This window comes from Streptomyces sp. NBC_01306, assembly GCF_026340465.1.
Taxonomy (GTDB): domain Bacteria; phylum Actinomycetota; class Actinomycetes; order Streptomycetales; family Streptomycetaceae; genus Streptomyces.
In genome coordinates, this window is record NZ_JAPEPC010000001.1 from 1,526,589 (window position 1) to 1,543,717 (window position 17,129).

Here is a 17,129-nt window from a genome sequence, read left to right on the forward strand (position 1 = left end):
GACAGAGAATTCATTCTCGGCGGACACCCGTTGCATCCGCATGGTGCCGCTCTGCTCACATCAGCCCCCGCTTTTGGCGCGGCTCGCTCTTTTTGACCGTTTTATCTGAGGCATACGCCACTCGGAGCGGCGGGTTCCAGCTGTTTGGAGCCACGCCGCCCGACGTGCTGGAATTCGGCGAACTCCCGAGTAGGGCCACCGTTCGACGGCTGGTCCGAGCACGGCACTGAATGATGGACGGCACAGCGCAGGTGCCGACGCCGAGAGGTTGTTGGTCGAGTGAGGCGAAGCAGGAAGAGCTCCGCGGCGGAGCAGGCGCGGGGGAACTTCACGCCGCCGCCGCAGTCGGCGACGTCTCCTGCCGGCCGGTCCGGAGCAGCTGCCGGAGGCGGTGACGCCGGCGCGAGCGGCAGCCGGCTGGCGCCGCGCAACTGGCGTGTGCCCACCAAGCTCAACGCCATTCTGCTGATTCCCGTGATCGTGGGCCTCGTCATGGGCGGGTTCCAGGTCAAGAGCTCGATCACCACCTGGAACGGCGCGCGCGACGCCGAGCAGGTCGCTCTCGTCGTGGGGGCCGCTTCGGCGTACAGCGAGGCGCTGCTCGAAGAGCGTGACAACAGCGCGGAGCCGCTGCTGTCCAGCCAACGCGACAACTTCAACGTCAAGCGCGCCTACAGCCGCACCGACGAGGCCGCCAAGGCCTTCGACACCGCGGTGAAGAAGCTCCCGAAGACCAAGGAGCTCCAGCGCCGCCTCCAGCTCTTCCGCGCCGAGGAGCCCTCCCTCGCCACGCTGCGCAAGACCGCTTACACCGCGGCGATGGACCCAGTGAAGACCGAAGAGGGCTACGTCAAGGTCCAGCACTCGCTGATGGAGTTCTCCAATGAACTCGGCCTCGGCACCGGCAACATCAACAGCTACGGCCGCACGGTCTACGCGATCCAGCTGGCCCAGGCAGCAGAATCGCTTCAGCGCTCCATCGGTACGCATCTGCTGGTGCGCCCGAGCCAGGACCCCGCGACCTTCCAGGCCCAGGTCGTCGCCTTCAACTCGTACAACTATCTGGAGCAGATCGCCCTCCAGGAGTACGTGTCCGGCGGCACCGAGGAGGATGCCGCCGCGCTGAAGTCGGAGATGGCCGCTCAGGCCGTCAGTGCCAAGAACTACGTCTCCCGGGACAGGGCGGCGGCCAAGAGCGAGAAGAAGCGCTATGTGAACCCGCCGGTCAAGGGCGGGTCCATGTTCGACGGCATCGCGTCCGAGATCGGCAAGGGCCGGACCCCCGCGGCGCTGAAGGCGAAGGGCATCGACTCCGAGTCCTGGGCGATCGCGGCGGGTACCAGGTTCGACGGTTACAGCACGGTCGAGAAGAACCTGGTCGAGAACGCGGTCGGCGACGCGGCGACGATCTCGCACAACGCGAAGAACGACGCCATCACCAACGGCGCCGTCGTCCTGGTCGCCCTGCTGATCGCCTTCATCCTGGCCGGGATGATGGCGCGCCAGATGAGCCGGGCGATGCGGCGCCTGCGCACCGCCGCCTTCGGCGTGGCCGAGCAGCGGCTGCCGATGCTCGTCGACCAGCTCTCGCGTACGGAGCCGGGCCGGGTGGACACCCGGGTCGAGCCCATTCCGATCCACACCCAGGACGAGATCGGCGAGGTGGCACGCGCCTTCGACCAGGTGCACCGCGAAGCGGTGAGGCTCGCGTCGGAGCAGGCCATGCTCCGGGGCAACGTCAACGCGATCTTCACCAACCTCTCGCGCCGCAACCAGTCGCTCATCGAGGGCCAGCTGACGCTGATCACCGACCTGGAGAACAACGAGGCCGAGCCCGAGCAGCTGGAGAGCCTCTTCAAGCTCGACCACCTCGCGACCCGGATGCGCCGCAACGGCGAGAACCTGCTCGTGCTGGCGGGCGAGGAGCCGGGGCGCCGCTGGAACCAGCCGGTCCCGCTGGTCGATGTGCTCAGGGCCGCCTCGTCCGAGGTCGAGTCGTACGAGCGCATCGAGCTGACCGGGGTCCCGGAGACCGAGATCCACGGGCAGTCCGTCACCGACCTGGTGCATCTTCTCGCCGAGCTGCTGGAGAACGCCACCACCTTCTCCTCGCCGCAGACCAGGGTGCGCGTCACGGCGACCCGGCTGCCGGACGGCCGGGTGATGATCGAGATCCACGACAAGGGCATCGGTCTCACCGCCGAGGACTTCGCGGACATCAACCACAAGCTGGCCAACCCGCCGACCGTGGACGCGGCGATCTCGCAGCGCATGGGGCTGTTCGTGGTCGGCCGCCTCGCCGACCGGCACGGTGTACGGGTGCAGCTGCGCCCCTCGGGCGAGCAGGCGGGCACCACGTCGCTGGTCATGCTCCCGGACGCCATCACGCACGGCGGTGGCGGCGAGCAGCTGCCCGCGGACGACTTCAGCGTCTCGTCGATCATTCCGGAGCAGCAGCCGCGGGAGCAGCAGTCGTTCCCGCAGGCCGCGCAGCGGACGGCCGCCGAACTCGGCTTCGACGACACCCGTTACGGCGACAGCGAACCGCGCCGCCTCGACCCGGTCAACCGCTCGCTGATGCGCGAGGAGCGCCGGGCGGCGCTGGACGGCACGCACGACGGGTCCGGCAGGCCGCTGTTCCGCGACGAGGCGCCGCAGCCGGAGCAGCAGTACGGGCAGGGCGGGCAGCACGCGCAGCACGGCAACGGTTACGCGCAGCAGGGCAACTCCTCTGCGCAGTACGGCCAAGAGCCGCAGCAGGCGCCGTACGACCAGAGCGGTTACGCGGCTCCCGACGGCTACCGGAACGGGGCATACCCGGACTCCGGCCACCCGGTGTCCGACGGCCGGCAGCAGCCGTACGACAGCGCGTTCGAGCCGCAGGCCCATCAGGACGACTGGGCTGGTCAGGCCACGTACCAGGACGGTTTTCGGTCGGCTTACCAGCCGGAGGCGGAATCTGTACAGGGCGCTCCCGCAGCCGCTCCCGAACGCGTAGGCTTCGACCGTCCGGGACCGTCTCCGAGCACCTCCCACGAACTGACCGACGCCGGCCTTCCCCGCCGTGGCGGTCAGCAGGCCCCGAAGCCGGACCCCGGAGCACACCAGCCCGGTCAGCAGAACCCCGGTCACCCCCAGGCCGGTCAGCAGAATCCTGAGGAGCGGAACGACGGGGAAGAGAGCGGGGAGAGCAGCCGTCCGGACGGCTGGCGGTCGTCGAACGACGAGCGCTGGCAGCGGGCGGACAAGCTGCGCGAGCCGAAGGCGGGAGGGGTCACCCCCTCCGGTCTCCCCCGGCGGGTGCCCAAGGCCAACCTGGTCGAGGGCAAGGCTGAAGAGACCCCACAGGGCGGCCCCCAGGTCTCCCGCGCGCCCGAGGACGTCCGGGGCAGGTTGAGCAACCTGCGCCGCGGGGTCCTGCGGGGGCGCAACGAAGGTAGTGACACGAACGGTCAGGCCACCGGGAATCACCACGGCGGTCCTGACAGCACCTACAACCAGGAGCGTTAGTGTGAGCCCGATGAGCCAGGCGGCGCAGAACCTGAACTGGTTGATCACCAACTTCGTGGACAACACCCCCGGGGTGTCCCACACCGTGGTGGTCTCCGCCGACGGACTCCTTCTTGCGATGTCCGAGGGGTTCCCGCGTGACCGTGCCGACCAGTTGGCGGCCGTAGCTTCCGGGTTGACCTCGCTCACCGCGGGGGCGTCCCGGATCTTCGAGGGCGGTCATGTCAACCAGACCGTCGTGGAGATGGAGCGCGGCTTCCTCTTCATCATGTCCGTCTCGGACGGTTCCTCACTGGCCGTTCTCGCTCACCCCGAGGCCGATATCGGCCTGGTGGGTTACGAGATGGCCCTTCTGGTGGACCGCGCGGGCAGTGTTCTGACCCCGGATCTCCGCGCCGAACTGCAGGGCAGTCTTCTCAACTAGCAAACAGACAGTGCGTTTCTCGCCACCGCGCCATAAGGTGCGGTGGCGCAGCCCCACAGGAACAGCGACGGGCAGTTGGAGGAGGAAACGTGGCAACACCCCCAGGCGGTCACCCTTACTACGGTGAGCAGCGGGTTCCGGGCGAGTTCGACCAGAACCGTTTCGACTTTCCCTCCACCCCGGGCAGACACGGCAGGCAGCCGTACCAGCAGCCGGAGCCCCCGTCGCCGTACGACCAGCCGCCGCGCATCCAGCCGGTGCAGCCGCACTGGACACCGCACCAGCAGCCCGACCCGGCTCCGGCTCAGGACCGCAATCCCCTGGTGCGCCCGTACGCCATGACCGGCGGCCGGACCCGGCCGCGTTACCAGCTCGCCATCGAGGCGCTGGTCAGCACCACGGCAGAACCGTCGCAGCTGCAAGGGCAGTTGCCCGAGCACCAGCGGATCTGCCGGCTCTGTGTCGAGATCAAGTCTGTTGCGGAGATCTCGGCACTTCTTACGATTCCTCTCGGCGTCGCCCGGATCCTCGTCGCCGATCTGGCGGAGGCCGGGCTTGTCGCCATCCATCAGCCCGGCGGCGACGATGCCGTCGGCGGCCAGCCAGACGTGACACTGCTCGAAAGGGTGCTCAGTGGACTTCGCAAGCTCTAGCGGCGGTGCAGCCCGCTCCACTACCTCCGCGAAGATCGTGGTGGCAGGGGGCTTCGGCGTGGGCAAGACCACGTTCGTCGGCGCCGTCTCGGAGATCAACCCGCTGCGTACCGAGGCAGTCATGACGTCCGCGTCCGCGGGCATCGACGACCTCACACACACCGGGGACAAGACCACCACTACGGTGGCCATGGACTTCGGACGCATCACCCTCGACCAGGACCTGATCCTCTACCTGTTCGGCACACCGGGACAGGACCGCTTCTGGTTCATGTGGGACGACCTCGTACGCGGCGCCATCGGCGCCGTCGTACTCGTCGACACCCGCCGCCTCGCCGACTGCTTCCCCGCGGTGGACTACTTCGAGAACTCGGGACTCCCCTTCGTCATCGCCCTCAACGGCTTCGACGGACACCAGCCCTACACCCCCGACGAAGTACGCGAAGCCCTCCAGATCGGCCCCGACACCCCCATCCTCACCACCGACGCACGACACCGCGCAGATGCAAAGAGCGCGCTGATCACACTCGTCGAGCACGCCCTGATGGCACGCCTGCGTTAGCGGGGCCCCAGGCCGTACAGCGAAAGGCGCCCGCACCCTCCGGAGAGGGTGCGGGCGCCTTTCGTCTGCGGTCTGTGCGGTCGGGCCGGAGACCGGCCCGGCTCAGCCCTGCCAGGAGTGCGGGGCCCGGAAGCCCGGGGTGCGCTCCAGACGGCGCCAGCCGGCCGTGCTGCGGGGCGTGTGCGCCGGGGCCTCGGGCCGGTTGGCGGCGCGGGCCAGCAGGATCGCGGTGATCGCGGCCAGCTCCTCCGGGTCCGCGTGGCCCTTCTCGACGCGGAGCAGCGATGCGGCGGCGGTGGGAGTACTCAAGGTCTTTCCCCTTACTGGGACATACGTGCTGTGGCTGTGGCTCGGTGGCTTACTGCGGCGGGTTGCCGTGCTTGCGCGAGGGCAGGTCGGCGTGCTTCGTGCGCAGCATCGCGAGCGACGCGATGAGGACCTCGCGGGTCTCGGCCGGGTCGATGACGTCGTCCACGAGCCCGCGCTCGGCCGCGTAGTACGGGTGCATCAGCTCGGCCTTGTACTCCTTGACCATCCGGGCGCGCATGGCGTCGGGGTCCTCGGCTTCGGCGATCTGCTTGCGGAAGATCACGTTGGCGGCGCCCTCGGCACCCATCACCGCGATCTCGTTCGTCGGCCAGGCGTAGGTGAGGTCGGCGCCGATGGACTGGGAGTCCATGACGATGTACGCGCCCCCGTACGCCTTGCGCAGGATCAGCGAGATCCGCGGGACGGTGGCGTTGCAGTACGCGTACAGCAGCTTCGCGCCGTGGCGGATGATCCCGCCGTGCTCCTGGTCCACACCGGGCAGGAAGCCGGGTACGTCCAGGAGGGTGATGATCGGGATGTTGAACGCGTCGCACATCTGGACGAAGCGGGCCGCCTTCTCGGACGCCTCGATGTCCAGGACACCCGCCAGGGCCTGCGGCTGGTTCGCCACGATGCCCACGACCTGGCCGTCCATCCGGGCGAGCGCGCAGATGATGTTCCGCGCCCAGCGCTCGTGGATCTCCAGGAAGTCGCCGTCGTCGACCAGCTCCTCGATGACCTGGTGCATGTCGTAGGGGCGGTTGCCGTCCGCCGGTACGAGGTCGAGCAGCTTCTCGGATCGGCGGTCCGCCGGGTCCTCGCTGGGGTGCGAGGGCGGGTTCTCCCGGTTGTTCGACGGCAGCATCGAGATGAGGTAGCGGACCTCCGCGATGCAGGTCTCCTCGTCGTCGTACGCGAAGTGCGCGACGCCGGACGTCTCGGCGTGCACATCGGCGCCACCGAGGCCGTTCTGGGTGATCTCCTCGCCCGTCACCGCGCGGACCACGTCCGGTCCTGTGATGAACATCTGCGATGTCTCACGCACCATGAACACGAAGTCCGTGAGCGCGGGGCTGTAGGCGGCGCCGCCGGCGCACGGGCCGAGCATCACACTGATCTGCGGGATCACGCCCGACGCACGCGTGTTGCGCTGGAAGATCCCGCCGTACCCCGCGAGAGCGCTGACGCCCTCCTGGATACGGGCGCCCGCGCCGTCGTTCAGGGAGACCAGCGGCGCACCCGCCGAGATGGCCATGTCCATGATCTTGTGGATCTTCGTGGCGTGGGCCTCGCCCAGCGCCCCGCCAAAGATCCGGAAGTCGTGGGCGTAGACGAAGACCGTGCGGCCCTCGACCGTGCCCCACCCGGTGATGACACCGTCGGTGTACGGCTTCTTCGCCTCCAGGCCGAAGCCGGTCGCCCGGTGCCGGCGCAGCTGCTCGACCTCCTTGAACGATCCCGGGTCCACCAGCAGCTCGATGCGCTCGCGCGCGGTCAGCTTGCCCTTCGTGTGCTGGGCCTCGGTCGCTCGCTCACTGGGCCCGCGCCTGGCCTGCTCGCGCAGGGCCAGCAGCTCCGCCACCCGTCCACGTGCGTCGGTGGGCCGGCCCGCGGTCTCGTCCAAAACGGTCATGTTCCGACCCTACGAACTGCGCCAAGAAAACGCGCAGTGCACTTCGCACAGTCTCCGGACCAGTTTCCTGGCCGCCCTGGACAGAAGAGCCCGGCGGCGCAGGCGAAGTGCCAGTCCAGGACCACTCCGGATTGTGGAGTTCCCACAAGAGCTCCGACAAGCTCCGGGAGCGGTGCCAGGACGGGGACGCGAGCGCGGCCGGGCCGTCCGGTGCCCGGTCAGCCGAGGACGACCTCGCAGGCGTGCGTCGCGCCCGCCGTGCCCGGGGTGACCCGCAGCCGCAGCGACCGGCCGGTCGAGACCACCTGCACGGAGGGGTCCGCGCTGGTCACCCGGCGTACCGGCTGCTTCCAGACGATCTCCACCGGCTTCCCGGTCCGCGGCGGCTCGCTGATGTGCAGGGTGGCGGTGCGCCGCTTGCGCCGCACCAGCACGCTCGCCGGAGCCGAGGCGGTGAGCTGCCCCACCGTACCGGGCTGCCAGAAGTTCACCGCGGTCAGCCCGAGTGAGCGTACGGCGACGCCCTGCTGTGCCGCCGTATTGGTCAGTACCTCCAGCCAGCCGCGGTCGGCCGCGCGGGCCGCGAGCGTGCGGGGCGAGGCGCCGGGCATCAGCAGATACGCGTACGAGGCGTCCACCGGGTCCGTGCCGTGGTCGAGCCAGAGGGTCTGGAAGGTGCGGGTCTGCCGCTCGGTCGAGCTGGTGGTGTTGATGTCGTGCCAGGCCCCGGTGCGTGCCTCGCGCAGGGTGTGCAGCGCGTCCGTGCCACCGGGGAAGACCCATCCGCCGTGGCCCGCGAGGTGGGCCCAGCGCGGCCGGCCGCGGTCGTCCAGCGTGAACGCGGCCGTGCCGTCGGCTCCGAGGTTGCGGTTGTCGACCACCGTCTCGACCGGGACGCCGTCGGTCGCGGCGATCCCCGCACCCAGGCAGATCACCGTGTCGGCGACGCAGAACCAGGACTTGTGGGCCTGGAGGGTGGAGAGCAGCCCCTTCACCTGCTGGCCGACGGCCGCGAACTCGCCGTCGCTCGCTCCGCCCACCCACTGGACGGCCGGCTTGGCGGCGCCCCACTCGCCGCCCGCCTCGTCGGCAAGTCGCTTGGTGGACACGGTGGTTCCGGGCATCCGGTACGGGTCGACGGTCGGCCAGAACCAGTCGGTGTAGTGGTCGTTCGCCTGCTGGCCCGGCCACCAGTAGAGCATTCCGGCGCCGGTGTGCCAGCCGTGCAGGTTCTCGCCGTTGCCGCACTCGTAGTACGAGATCCGCTCGGAGGACATCGAGATGTTCGCCGCCCAGCCGGGGCGGCGGTGCACCGCGCGGTCCATGGAGGCGAAGAGGTTGTGGGCGACCGGTTCCGGGGCCGCCGCCACCGGGGCGGCGGCGACCGCGTGCAGCCGGGAGAGGTCGGCGACGCCGAACTGCGTCGCGGTGAGGATCGGGGTCGTGGTGTCCCGCTCGATCCAGCCCTTGACCATCCCCTGCCAGCGCAGCCGCTCGGCATCGGACGCACCCCCCGCCATGACCGCTATGGCGGCGATCAGCCCCTTCCCGTGGAAGTGGTCGCTGCGCATCACGTGCTGGTCGTCGCTGGCGAGGTAACCGCGGCTGACCGCACGCCCGTTGACGCTGTCCATGGCCAGGCCGTTGTAGATGATGGGCGCGTAGGCGTGCTCGACGCTGTCCAGGATGATCTGCCGGTTGGGGTCGGTGACGTCCCAGGTGGAGCCCGCGAGCAGGGTGAAGAGCCGGCCGAGCCCGTCCAGCATGACCTGGCCGTAGGTGCCCGAGTAGGCGATCGACGTGTGCTGGAGGAACGAGCCGTCGGGGTAGAGCCCGTCGCTCTTGGTGACGTACGGGAAGACGGGCGAGAGCGCGTCGCGGGCCAGCGCGATCTTCTCCGGGGAGCGGCCGTTCACGCCGCGCATGGTGACCGAGCGGCAGAGGTCGACCCGGTTGGCGCCGGTCGATGTGCCGGAGTAGTCGGCGAGCACCGAGTCGGGGATGAAGTGGTCGACGGCCGCGCAGGCGGCCTGGATCTGGCTGTCGGTGAGGTGGCCGTAGAGGGCGGCCACCAGGTCCATGAGCAGCCGGGGGCTGCCGATCTGCCACTCCCACCAGTTGCCGTAGACCGTCGTCGTGGGGTTGTAGATCTTCGCGGAGAGGTGGTCGATGCCGGTGATCACATCGGCGAGCAGCCCGGCGTCGCCGGTGAGCCCGGTGCCGTCCTGGAGGTACGCCTCGGCCATCGTCCACAGCCGGGTGTAGCTCTGGGTGATGCCGGCCGGCGGGTCGAACGGGTAGTCCGCCCAGAGGGACTTGTCCGCCGGGGCCATCGACGCCCGGAACTGCGTGGCGAGTTGGCCGGTCGCCTTGAGCTGGGACGCGTACGGCTCCGCGGTCGCGTCGTAACCGGTACCGAGCGCCAGATCCAGCCAGCGGCCGCGCAGCGTCGCGAACTCGTCGTCGGAGCCCGCGTCCGCAGCCGTGGCCGTTCCGGCAGTCGACGGCGCGGACGCGGCGGACGGGGCCGCGTTCGCGTACGGCACGGCGGTCAGCGTGAGCGCGCCGGCGCCCGCGGTGGCGAGGAAGGCGCGACGGGACCAGGGGGGCAGCGAGGGCACAGGAGACTCCCGGAGACAGGGGGCGTGGATCTGCTAACCGCTGGTGTAGCAGGGCCTCAACGGCCGGGCAATGGTCTGGACAACATGAACAGAAAGCGCTTGCTCCCGGATCACCTTGAACCGGGAGCAAGCGCTTTCTCGGTCAGCCTTCCACCGGCCGTCGGCCGGCCCTTCCCACCTCCTCGACCGGCCCCTCGACCGGCCCGTCAGCCGCCGCAGTGGAAGCGGGCGTCGCCCCAGTCCGCGTGATCGTTACCCGGCCCGTCGCCGCCGTCACCCGTGACGAGGTCGACGTACTTCGCCCCGGTCACATCGGCCGTCAGCGACCAGGCGCCGTCGGCCCCCTTGAGCACCGGCGACTTGACCTTCTCGGTGCCGTCGGCGACCACGCTGAACTGCACGCTGCCGCGCGTCCCCTGCGAACTGTCGAGACCCGCCTGCGCGGTGAAGGACGTGCACCGGCCGCCCAGGTAGTAGCGGATGGTGCCGGGCGACGCGGTGCCGAGCCCCTTGGCGTACACCGTGCCGCCGATGGTCAGCGGTGTGCCGTCGCCCGCCGCCGTCTCGCCGTTGTCCATGTCCTTCTCGGCCGGTCCCCAGCCGTTCTCCATGGACGTCCAGTCGAGATCGCTGGCGTAGCGGTCCTCGGTGGGCGGCGGCGGGAGCGTGCGGACCGAGGCGGACGCGGTCAGCTTCCGGGTGCTGCCGCCGACCGTGTACGAGCCGGTGGAGCGCAGCTCGTAGGGCTGGTACGCCGCGTCGGCCGGCGGGGTGACCTGCCAGGTGCCGGTGGCCTCGGCGCCCGGGGCGACGCTGTCGAAGGTGACCGGCCCCGCGGGCTCGGCCTGCCAGCCGTCGGGGAGGTCCAGGCTCACCGAGACACCGGTCACCGCGGTCGCCTCGTAGTTGGTGAAGGTGGCCGAGACCTTGTTCTTCGCACCCGGTTCCAGGGTCTGTTCGGCCGGGTCGACGGAGAGCGTGCCGCAGGCGGCCTGTCCGGTTGCCGGGCCCAGGTCGGTCACCGTGAAGTTGTCGAGCACGAAGTCGGCACCGTCGGGCGCCCCTTCGGACTTGCGCAGCCCGGTGAAGGTGTCCCCGCAGCCGGCCGTGAGCTGCTCGCTGAAGTGCCCTGTGGTCCGCTGTCTGCCGATGGGGGTGCTCCGGGTCTCCACCGATGCGGCGCCGGAGCCCGACGTACGGTCGTAGCCATCGACCCACGCATAGGCGCCCGCGTCGCTCGACTGGTAGTCGAACCGCACCTGGTACGCGTGGCCTTCGGCCATCGGGACGGTCCACGGCGCGGTCCGGTAGACGAGGCCGGTGTTCTCCTCGTGCGACTTCAGCGACTGGCCGCTGCCGATGACGTCGTCGATGGCCTTCCCGTTCCAGCCTGCCTGTGTGTACGGGGCGTGCTTCTGCGCGATGTGGGTGCGGGGGTCGGTGTCGCCGCCCGCGTCGCCCTTGAGGAAGGGTCCCCAGCCCTGGTCGACGTGTTCGAAGTCCTCGGACGCGACCGTCCCCGCCCTGACCGTCGGAGCGTTCGCCACGACCCGGATGTCATCGAGCCGCACCGTGGCCGCCGAGCCCTTCGCGGCCTCGATCCTGAGCGTGGTGGCGCCGTGCTCCGGTGCGGTGAAGTTGACCGCGGCCCGCTGGAACCAGGTGCCGTGCCAGTCGGATGCGGCGACCATGTTCTTCGCGGTCGACCGCTCGACCACCACCGACTTGCCGCCCGCCGAGAGCGTCGTACGTCTCGACCTGCCGGGCTGCACCTCGATCCAGGCCGATGCGGAGTAGCGGGCCCCGGGCTTGAGGCCCCTGAGCTGCTGGGAGACGGCCGCCGTGCCGCTTCCGGAGAGCGCTGCGCTGTTGCGGCCCTGACTGTCGGTGTCCCGTACGGCGGTGCCGGTCCGCTGCCAGTCGCTCAGCTTCGCGTCGTTGAAGCCGGGGTCCTTGACCTCGGTGTCCTGGCCCCAGCGGGGGTCGGCCTGCTTCGGGGCGTGGTCCGGGTAGAGCACGTACGGCTGGCCCGCCGCCGCCGTCAGGGTGATCCGCCCCTTGACCGGCTTGACGGTGCCGGCCCTGGTGCGGCCGTTGTCGGTGAGCTTGTAGACGGTGTACGTCCCGCTCCCCGGCACCTCCCAACTGGTCGTGCCACCCGTCTTGTTGTAGTGGTAGAGCTTCTTGCCGCCGTCCCACGGGATCAGGTAGTCGTTCCCGTCGATGACCTGCCGCCCGTGGTCGTAGACGGCGCGCCTGCCGTCCTTGACGGTGCCGGTCACCCCGCCGGTGAAGGTGATGTCGTTGCCGTCCCAGCGGGTGATCTTCTGGTGCTGGAGGTATTTGGCGGGGAGGTCCTTCTGCCAGACGGTGTCGTAGAACTTCGTCCAGTCGGTCTCGCCCGTCCAGCCCTCGAACTCCTGGATGGCGGTCTGGCCGAGGACCGGATCGTTGTTCCAGACGTCCTTCTCGTCGTTCCGGATGAACCGGATGATCTTCGAGTTGAGGCCCTTGTTGTGGGCGTCGCCGTAATCCAGGTCATTGGCCCAGTGCGACCAGAGCGTGTCCCGCTCGAACTTGTCCGCCCACTCGGACGCCAGGTTCCAGCCCTGCTTGCGGACGGCCTCGGCGGTCTTGTCGGCGATCCAGCCGTGCGTGTAGTAGACGTCGAGGTAGAGCAGCGAGAGGTTGGGGTCGGTCTCGTTCCGCAGCTGCTGGAGCCGGTCGGTCAGGTCGCCGCTGTTGATGTCGTGGCGCTGGTCGATGTAGTAGCTCTGGTCCAGCCAGTTCCAGCCCTGCGCGCTCTTGTCGACCAGGCTGTCGTCGAAGTGGTGGGCGACCGGGTAGGCCTCGGTGGCGTTGATGTGCGCACCGAACGTGGCGCCCCACTTCTTGCCGTCCTTGAGCAGCTTGTTGAGGTCGGTGAGACCGCCGGCCCGGGTGTTGTAGTTGCCCCCGTAGTCGGGGTGCGCCGAGTCGTGGCCCTCGGACTGGTAGCCCTTGAGCAGGGCGAGCTGACCGAGGCCGTCGGTGGCGAGCGAGATGCGCTTGACGTCGTCCAGCGTGCGCAGGAAGGGGTGGGTGGCCTGGCTGGCGAAGTTGAACGGGATGTGGGTGATCACCCGGTCCGGGGTCTCGTTCCCGCCCTTGGGCTCGATGCCGATCGTGCGGAACGCGACGGCGCCGTCCTGCCAGTCGACCACCTTGTCGCCGTTGGCGTCCGGCGTGACGACGACCTTCGCCCAGGGCAGGTTGTTCCCGCTCTCCGGCTTGGCGGCGCCGTCGCCACGGTAGGTCCACTGCCCGGACCAGACCCCGACCCGGACGCTGCCGTCGGCCTCCTTCTGCGCCTGGTGCCAGAAGCGGGCCGCGTCGCCGTTGGTGGCGCCGGCCGGCTTGTCGTACGAGGAGTTGGACTCGACCGCTGCGGCCAGCTGCCCGGTGTTGACGATGGCGTAGGTCGCCCCGACCGGTGAGGCGTCGGTCCCGGTGTCCGCCGTGACCTTGCCGAAGACGTCGGCGGTACGGGTCGAGTCCGCGTCGAGCCGGGTGAAGGCGGTGGCGGCTCCCGGGTCGTCGGACCCCACCGAGACCAGGTCGTGGCCGGGGATGTCGATCGTCCCGACCCGGAACGCCGCGGTGTCCCGTACGGCGGTCACCCTGAACGTGGTGGCGCGCCCCGAGACCGAGAGCTTCGCGTCGATCTCGACCCCGGGCAGGGCGGCGAAGGTGAGGGTGTACGCGGCGGACGAGGCCCGGACCACGGGTGCGCCCTTCACCTGGACCGGGTACGCCTTGCCGTTGAGGGTGACGGCGGTGACCGGCTGCGTACTGCCGAGCAGCCGCGATCCGGTGCCACGGTCGGTGTACGAGACGACTCGCGGGAAGTCCCTGGCGACGGCGACCGAGAGCTGGGCCGAGCCGATGACGGCCTCGCCCCCGACGGCGCCGGTCGCGGGCGCGGCGGTGGTGGAGGCAGAGGCGGACGGGAGGGGCCCGGCCAGGGCGAATACGGCGGAGGACGCGGCGACGAGCGCGCGGACGGATCTGTATCTTCGGGGCATGGTCACTGGGTATCCGCGCCCCGGCCACCGGTCAACGCCCAACACCCTTGCGGGCAGCGGCAGTCCAACAGCCGCTGCCCGAAAGTCCAAGCCGGTGCCGGGCGGCCGGCCTCAGCAGCCGCCGCAGTTGTAGAACGTGACGTCCCAGTGGCTGCCCTCGTCCGCGTACACATTGCCCGCGCCGGACTTCCACTGCGGGTAGCCGTCACCGCGCAGGCCGATGTACGTGAACGTGTTCTTGACGTAGTTGGTCAGGCAGGTGGTCTTGGCGATGTCCAGCTTGTAGCCGTTCCAGTGCGAGTACGTGCCGGACGCGTGGCCCGTCTCGGTGCCTCCCGTGATGTTCATGGCGCAGCCGAGCGCGCCCTTGAGCGTCTGGGCGCCCTGTGCGGTGGCCAGGTTGAGCTGGTCGAAGGAGGTGCAGGTGGCGACGTTCCGGTCGGAGCAGCCACCGGACGACGACCAGGTGATGCCGGACGAGCGGAACATCGACGTGGCCGTGGCGTGACTGATCTTCGTCGCGGCGAAGGCGTCGGTGGCACCTCCGAGGACGCCGACGCCGGGCGCGGAGAGGACACCGAGGACGAGCGCGAGCGCGGCGAGAACCGGGCGGAGTTTCATGGGGGATTCCTCCTGCTGATGACTGCGATGACTGCGTTGACTGCATGGAGTGCGATGTCGGCGTTGTCCGCGTTGTCTGTGGGGCTGCTGTGCAGGTGGAGCGGGACAGATAGTGCCGCAGTTCTACGCGCGTCCGCCAGAGGGCCGTCACCGTGCACCGGACACCGGTCCGCGAAGCCGCCCGCACACTCGTCCGCGCACCCATCCGCACACCCCGCCGCACACTCTTGACGAAGATGTTGAATTTTGAACCAGATGGCTCTATGGTGAATCTCGTTGAAGGTTAAACAACCTTGACGAACGCCACCTGCGCACGCACTCCCGCGCTCACGCACCACCCATTACGCACCACCCATCACCCGAGGAGGAGCCATGGCTCTGTTCAACCGCAAGTCCCCCACCGCCCCGGCAACCACCGCCACCCTCCCGGTGGACCCCGCCCTGGCCGCCCTGTCCGGCGACTACAGCATCGACCCGGCCCACAGCGCCATCAGCTTCACCGTGCGCCACGCCATGGTGACCAACGTGCGCGGCTCCTTCACCGAGCACGAGGGCACGCTGCACCTGGACGGCTCCGACCCCTCGAAGTCCACCGCGGCCATCGACATCCGGATCGAGAGCATCGACACCGGCATCGCGGACCGCGACGGCCACCTGCGCAGCGGCGACTTCTTCGACGCCGAGCAGTTCCCGCACATGACGTTCCGCTCCACGCACGCCGAGCAGCTCGGCGGCGACACGTACCGCATCGTCGGCGACCTGACCATCAAGGACGTCACGAAGCCGCTCGCCATCGACCTGGAGTTCAACGGCTCGGCCACCGACGTCTACGGCAACCAGCGCGTCGGCTTCGAGGGCAGCACCGAGATCCTGCGCTCCGACTGGGGCCTGACCTGGAACGCCGCCCTGGAGACCGGTGGCGTCATGGTCAGCGACAAGGTCAAGCTGGCCTTCGACATCTCGGCGATCAAGTCCGCCTGATCACGGGCCCGTTGCCGCCCCTCGCCCACGCCGGTGCGCCGCGACCCGTTCGCGGGTGGCGCACCGGCGCGAGCAGTACCGGCGGGCAGGACCACTGCCCTCCACGACGAAGACGTTCCCGCAGCCCGTCGAGGCACAGACGCCGCCCGGCGGGCGCTGGCGGTCCCAGAGGCGGACGGCCAGCGCCAGACAGGACGAGGCGAGGAACCACTCGCCCCACGGCGCGTCGTCATCGCGGTCGAGGTGTGGATGCCAGGGCGTGCTGCCGTCGTGCGAGGTGAGACGGAGGCGGCCGGTGCTGCGTCGCAGCAGCCCGTTCACGGCTGACGCGGCGGCGTCGGTCCCCCCGGCCGCGAAGACCTCGCGCAGCGCGCGGGCGGCGGACCGCAGCTCTTCCATATCGCTTGCGGAGAGCGCGAGTTCACCGGTTTTGCCGTGGGTGCGCAGCACATCGGCCACCTGCCCCGCCGCCGCGGTCTCCAGGCTCAGGACGTTGATCAGAGCGGCGGTCCGCTCCAGGGTCTCGTTCGGGGTGAGCACCCGGCGAATGTAACGCATCTGGCGCAGGATTCGGTTACCTGCGTAACGTGATCGTGATGGAGAAGCGTTACACCCTGGCCCGTTACACCACCGGAGCCGTGGCGGCCCGTACGGGGGACGAGATGTCCGGGCCCGCTCTGCTGCTGGCCGGGCTCGCGGCCACCGGTTCCGCCACGGCCGCATCGGCGGTCCTGGCCGGTCTCACGGTCTCGGCGGCGGTCGGCGGCCCCGTGTTCGGCGTGCTCCTCGACCGTTCACCGCGACCCGGCCGCCTGCTGGCCTGCACCCTCACGCTGTACGCCATGGCCCTCGGCGCCCTGCTGCTCAGCCTCGGCCGGGTTCCGGTCGCCTGCACCGTACTGATCGCGGCGGCCGGCGGACTGCTCGGACCGGCGCTCTCGGGCGGCTGGACCTCCCAGCTCCCGCGCGTCGCCGCCTCCGGAGCGCTCCCCCGCGCGAACGCCGTCGACGCGATGACGTTCAACCTCGCGAGCCTGGCAGGGCCCGCCCTGGCCGCAGCGGCCGCCGCTTCGGCGGGCGCGCCCAGCGGTGTGGCCGGGTCGGCCGCGCTGATCTGTCTGGCCCTCCCGGCCGCCCGGGCACTGCCCGAACGGAGCGTTACGGAAGGGACTGCCGCACGCCGGCGGGTCCACACCGACCTCACCGCCGGATTCCTCGCCATCGCCCGCTCCCCCACCCTGGCCCGCGCGACCACCGCATCCGTCGTCTCGTGTGTGGGCAGCGGCGCGCTGCTCGCCTGCACCCCGCTGCTCGGCGAACGGGTGCTCGGCGGCGCCGACCGGGGCGCGGCCCTCCTCAGCGTCGCCGCGGCAGCCGCCCTGGCCGCGAACACCCTGCTCTCCCGCCGCCCGGGGCTGCTGCGCCCCGACACGGTCGTCCGGCTCAGCACCCTGGTCCTGGCCGCAGCCCCGGCCCTCGCGGCGACCGGCCGACCCGTGCCGGTCGCCGCGTCGGCCGTTCTCACCGGGATCGGTGAAGGCCCGCAGCTCACCGCCCTGTTCGCGATCCGGCACCGGGAGGCGCCCGCCCGGTTGCGCGGCCAGATCTTCACCACTGGCGCCAGCCTGAAACTCACCGGGTTCGCCATCGGCGCGGCCATCGCCGGGCCGCTCGCCACCTGGTCGCCGCCCGGCGCACTGCTGGCAGCGGCCGGGGTCCAGCTCCTGGCCGCTGCCAGCTCGTTCTGATCC

At 70.2% G+C, this 17,129-nt stretch carries 12 protein-coding genes; 6 read left to right on the top strand and 6 right to left on the bottom strand.

The features are described 5' to 3' along the window. Window positions 1–279 precede the first annotated feature (279 nt). The 4 genes from OG385_RS06445 (at window position 280) to OG385_RS06460 (ending at window position 5,149) form a co-directional block, all read left to right on the top strand. Entirely contained in the window at window positions 280–3,510 is a 3,231-nt protein-coding gene (locus OG385_RS06445; protein ID WP_266852612.1) for a nitrate- and nitrite sensing domain-containing protein, read from the top strand. 10 nt (window positions 3,511–3,520) lie between these two features. Further along, window positions 3,521–3,934 (top strand): roadblock/LC7 domain-containing protein, encoded by a 414-nt coding sequence (locus OG385_RS06450; RefSeq protein ID WP_164260062.1) that lies wholly within the window; start codon window positions 3,521–3,523, stop codon window positions 3,932–3,934. Window positions 3,935–4,023: 89 nt separating this feature from the next. Then, window positions 4,024–4,587 carry a DUF742 domain-containing protein gene (locus OG385_RS06455; RefSeq protein WP_266852614.1) on the top strand — a complete coding sequence of 188 codons (564 nt, stop codon included), beginning with the start codon at window positions 4,024–4,026 and terminating at the stop codon, window positions 4,585–4,587. Beyond that, on the top strand, window positions 4,568–5,149 hold the full coding sequence (locus tag OG385_RS06460; protein ID WP_014048542.1) for an ATP/GTP-binding protein: 582 nt from the start codon (window positions 4,568–4,570) through the stop codon (window positions 5,147–5,149). The genes OG385_RS06455 and OG385_RS06460 overlap by 20 nt, the downstream gene beginning before the upstream one ends. Before the next feature lie 102 nt (window positions 5,150–5,251). On the opposite strand, the gene OG385_RS06465 is transcribed toward OG385_RS06460, so the two are convergent. The 5 genes from OG385_RS06465 to OG385_RS06485 all read right to left on the bottom strand — a co-directional run bounded on the left by OG385_RS06465 (window position 5,252) and on the right by OG385_RS06485 (window position 14,397). Next, a complete protein-coding gene (locus tag OG385_RS06465; protein ID WP_266852616.1) occupies window positions 5,252–5,458 on the bottom strand; it encodes an acyl-CoA carboxylase subunit epsilon in 207 nt (68 codons plus the stop codon). Window positions 5,459–5,507: 49 nt separating this feature from the next. Then, window positions 5,508–7,091 carry an acyl-CoA carboxylase subunit beta gene (locus OG385_RS06470; protein ID WP_266852618.1) on the bottom strand — a complete coding sequence of 528 codons (1,584 nt, stop codon included), beginning with the start codon at window positions 7,089–7,091 and terminating at the stop codon, window positions 5,508–5,510. Window positions 7,092–7,309: 218 nt separating this feature from the next. Next, window positions 7,310–9,712 (bottom strand): polysaccharide lyase 8 family protein, encoded by a 2,403-nt coding sequence (locus OG385_RS06475; RefSeq protein ID WP_266852620.1) that lies wholly within the window; start codon window positions 9,710–9,712, stop codon window positions 7,310–7,312. A gap of 206 nt (window positions 9,713–9,918) precedes the next feature. Beyond that, entirely contained in the window at window positions 9,919–13,776 is a 3,858-nt protein-coding gene (locus OG385_RS06480) for an endo-alpha-N-acetylgalactosaminidase family protein (protein WP_266852622.1), read from the bottom strand. A gap of 111 nt (window positions 13,777–13,887) precedes the next feature. After that, a complete protein-coding gene (locus OG385_RS06485) occupies window positions 13,888–14,397 on the bottom strand; it encodes a hypothetical protein (RefSeq protein ID WP_266852624.1) in 510 nt (169 codons plus the stop codon). A gap of 372 nt (window positions 14,398–14,769) precedes the next feature. Between OG385_RS06485 and OG385_RS06490 the strand changes: the two genes are divergently transcribed. Next, window positions 14,770–15,378 carry a YceI family protein gene (locus OG385_RS06490; RefSeq protein WP_266852626.1) on the top strand — a complete coding sequence of 203 codons (609 nt, stop codon included), beginning with the start codon at window positions 14,770–14,772 and terminating at the stop codon, window positions 15,376–15,378. Here the strand turns inward: OG385_RS06490 and OG385_RS06495 are convergent, their stop codons facing one another. Beyond that, on the bottom strand, window positions 15,379–15,936 hold the full coding sequence (locus OG385_RS06495; RefSeq protein WP_266852628.1) for a CGNR zinc finger domain-containing protein: 558 nt from the start codon (window positions 15,934–15,936) through the stop codon (window positions 15,379–15,381). It lies immediately after the preceding gene. A 38-nt stretch (window positions 15,937–15,974) separates the two neighbouring features. On the opposite strand from OG385_RS06495, the gene OG385_RS06500 reads away from it, so the two are divergent. Then, window positions 15,975–17,126: an MFS transporter gene (locus OG385_RS06500; protein ID WP_266852630.1), complete on the top strand. Its 1,152-nt coding sequence runs from the start codon at window positions 15,975–15,977 to the stop codon at window positions 17,124–17,126. The last annotated feature ends 3 nt before the right edge of the window (window positions 17,127–17,129 follow it).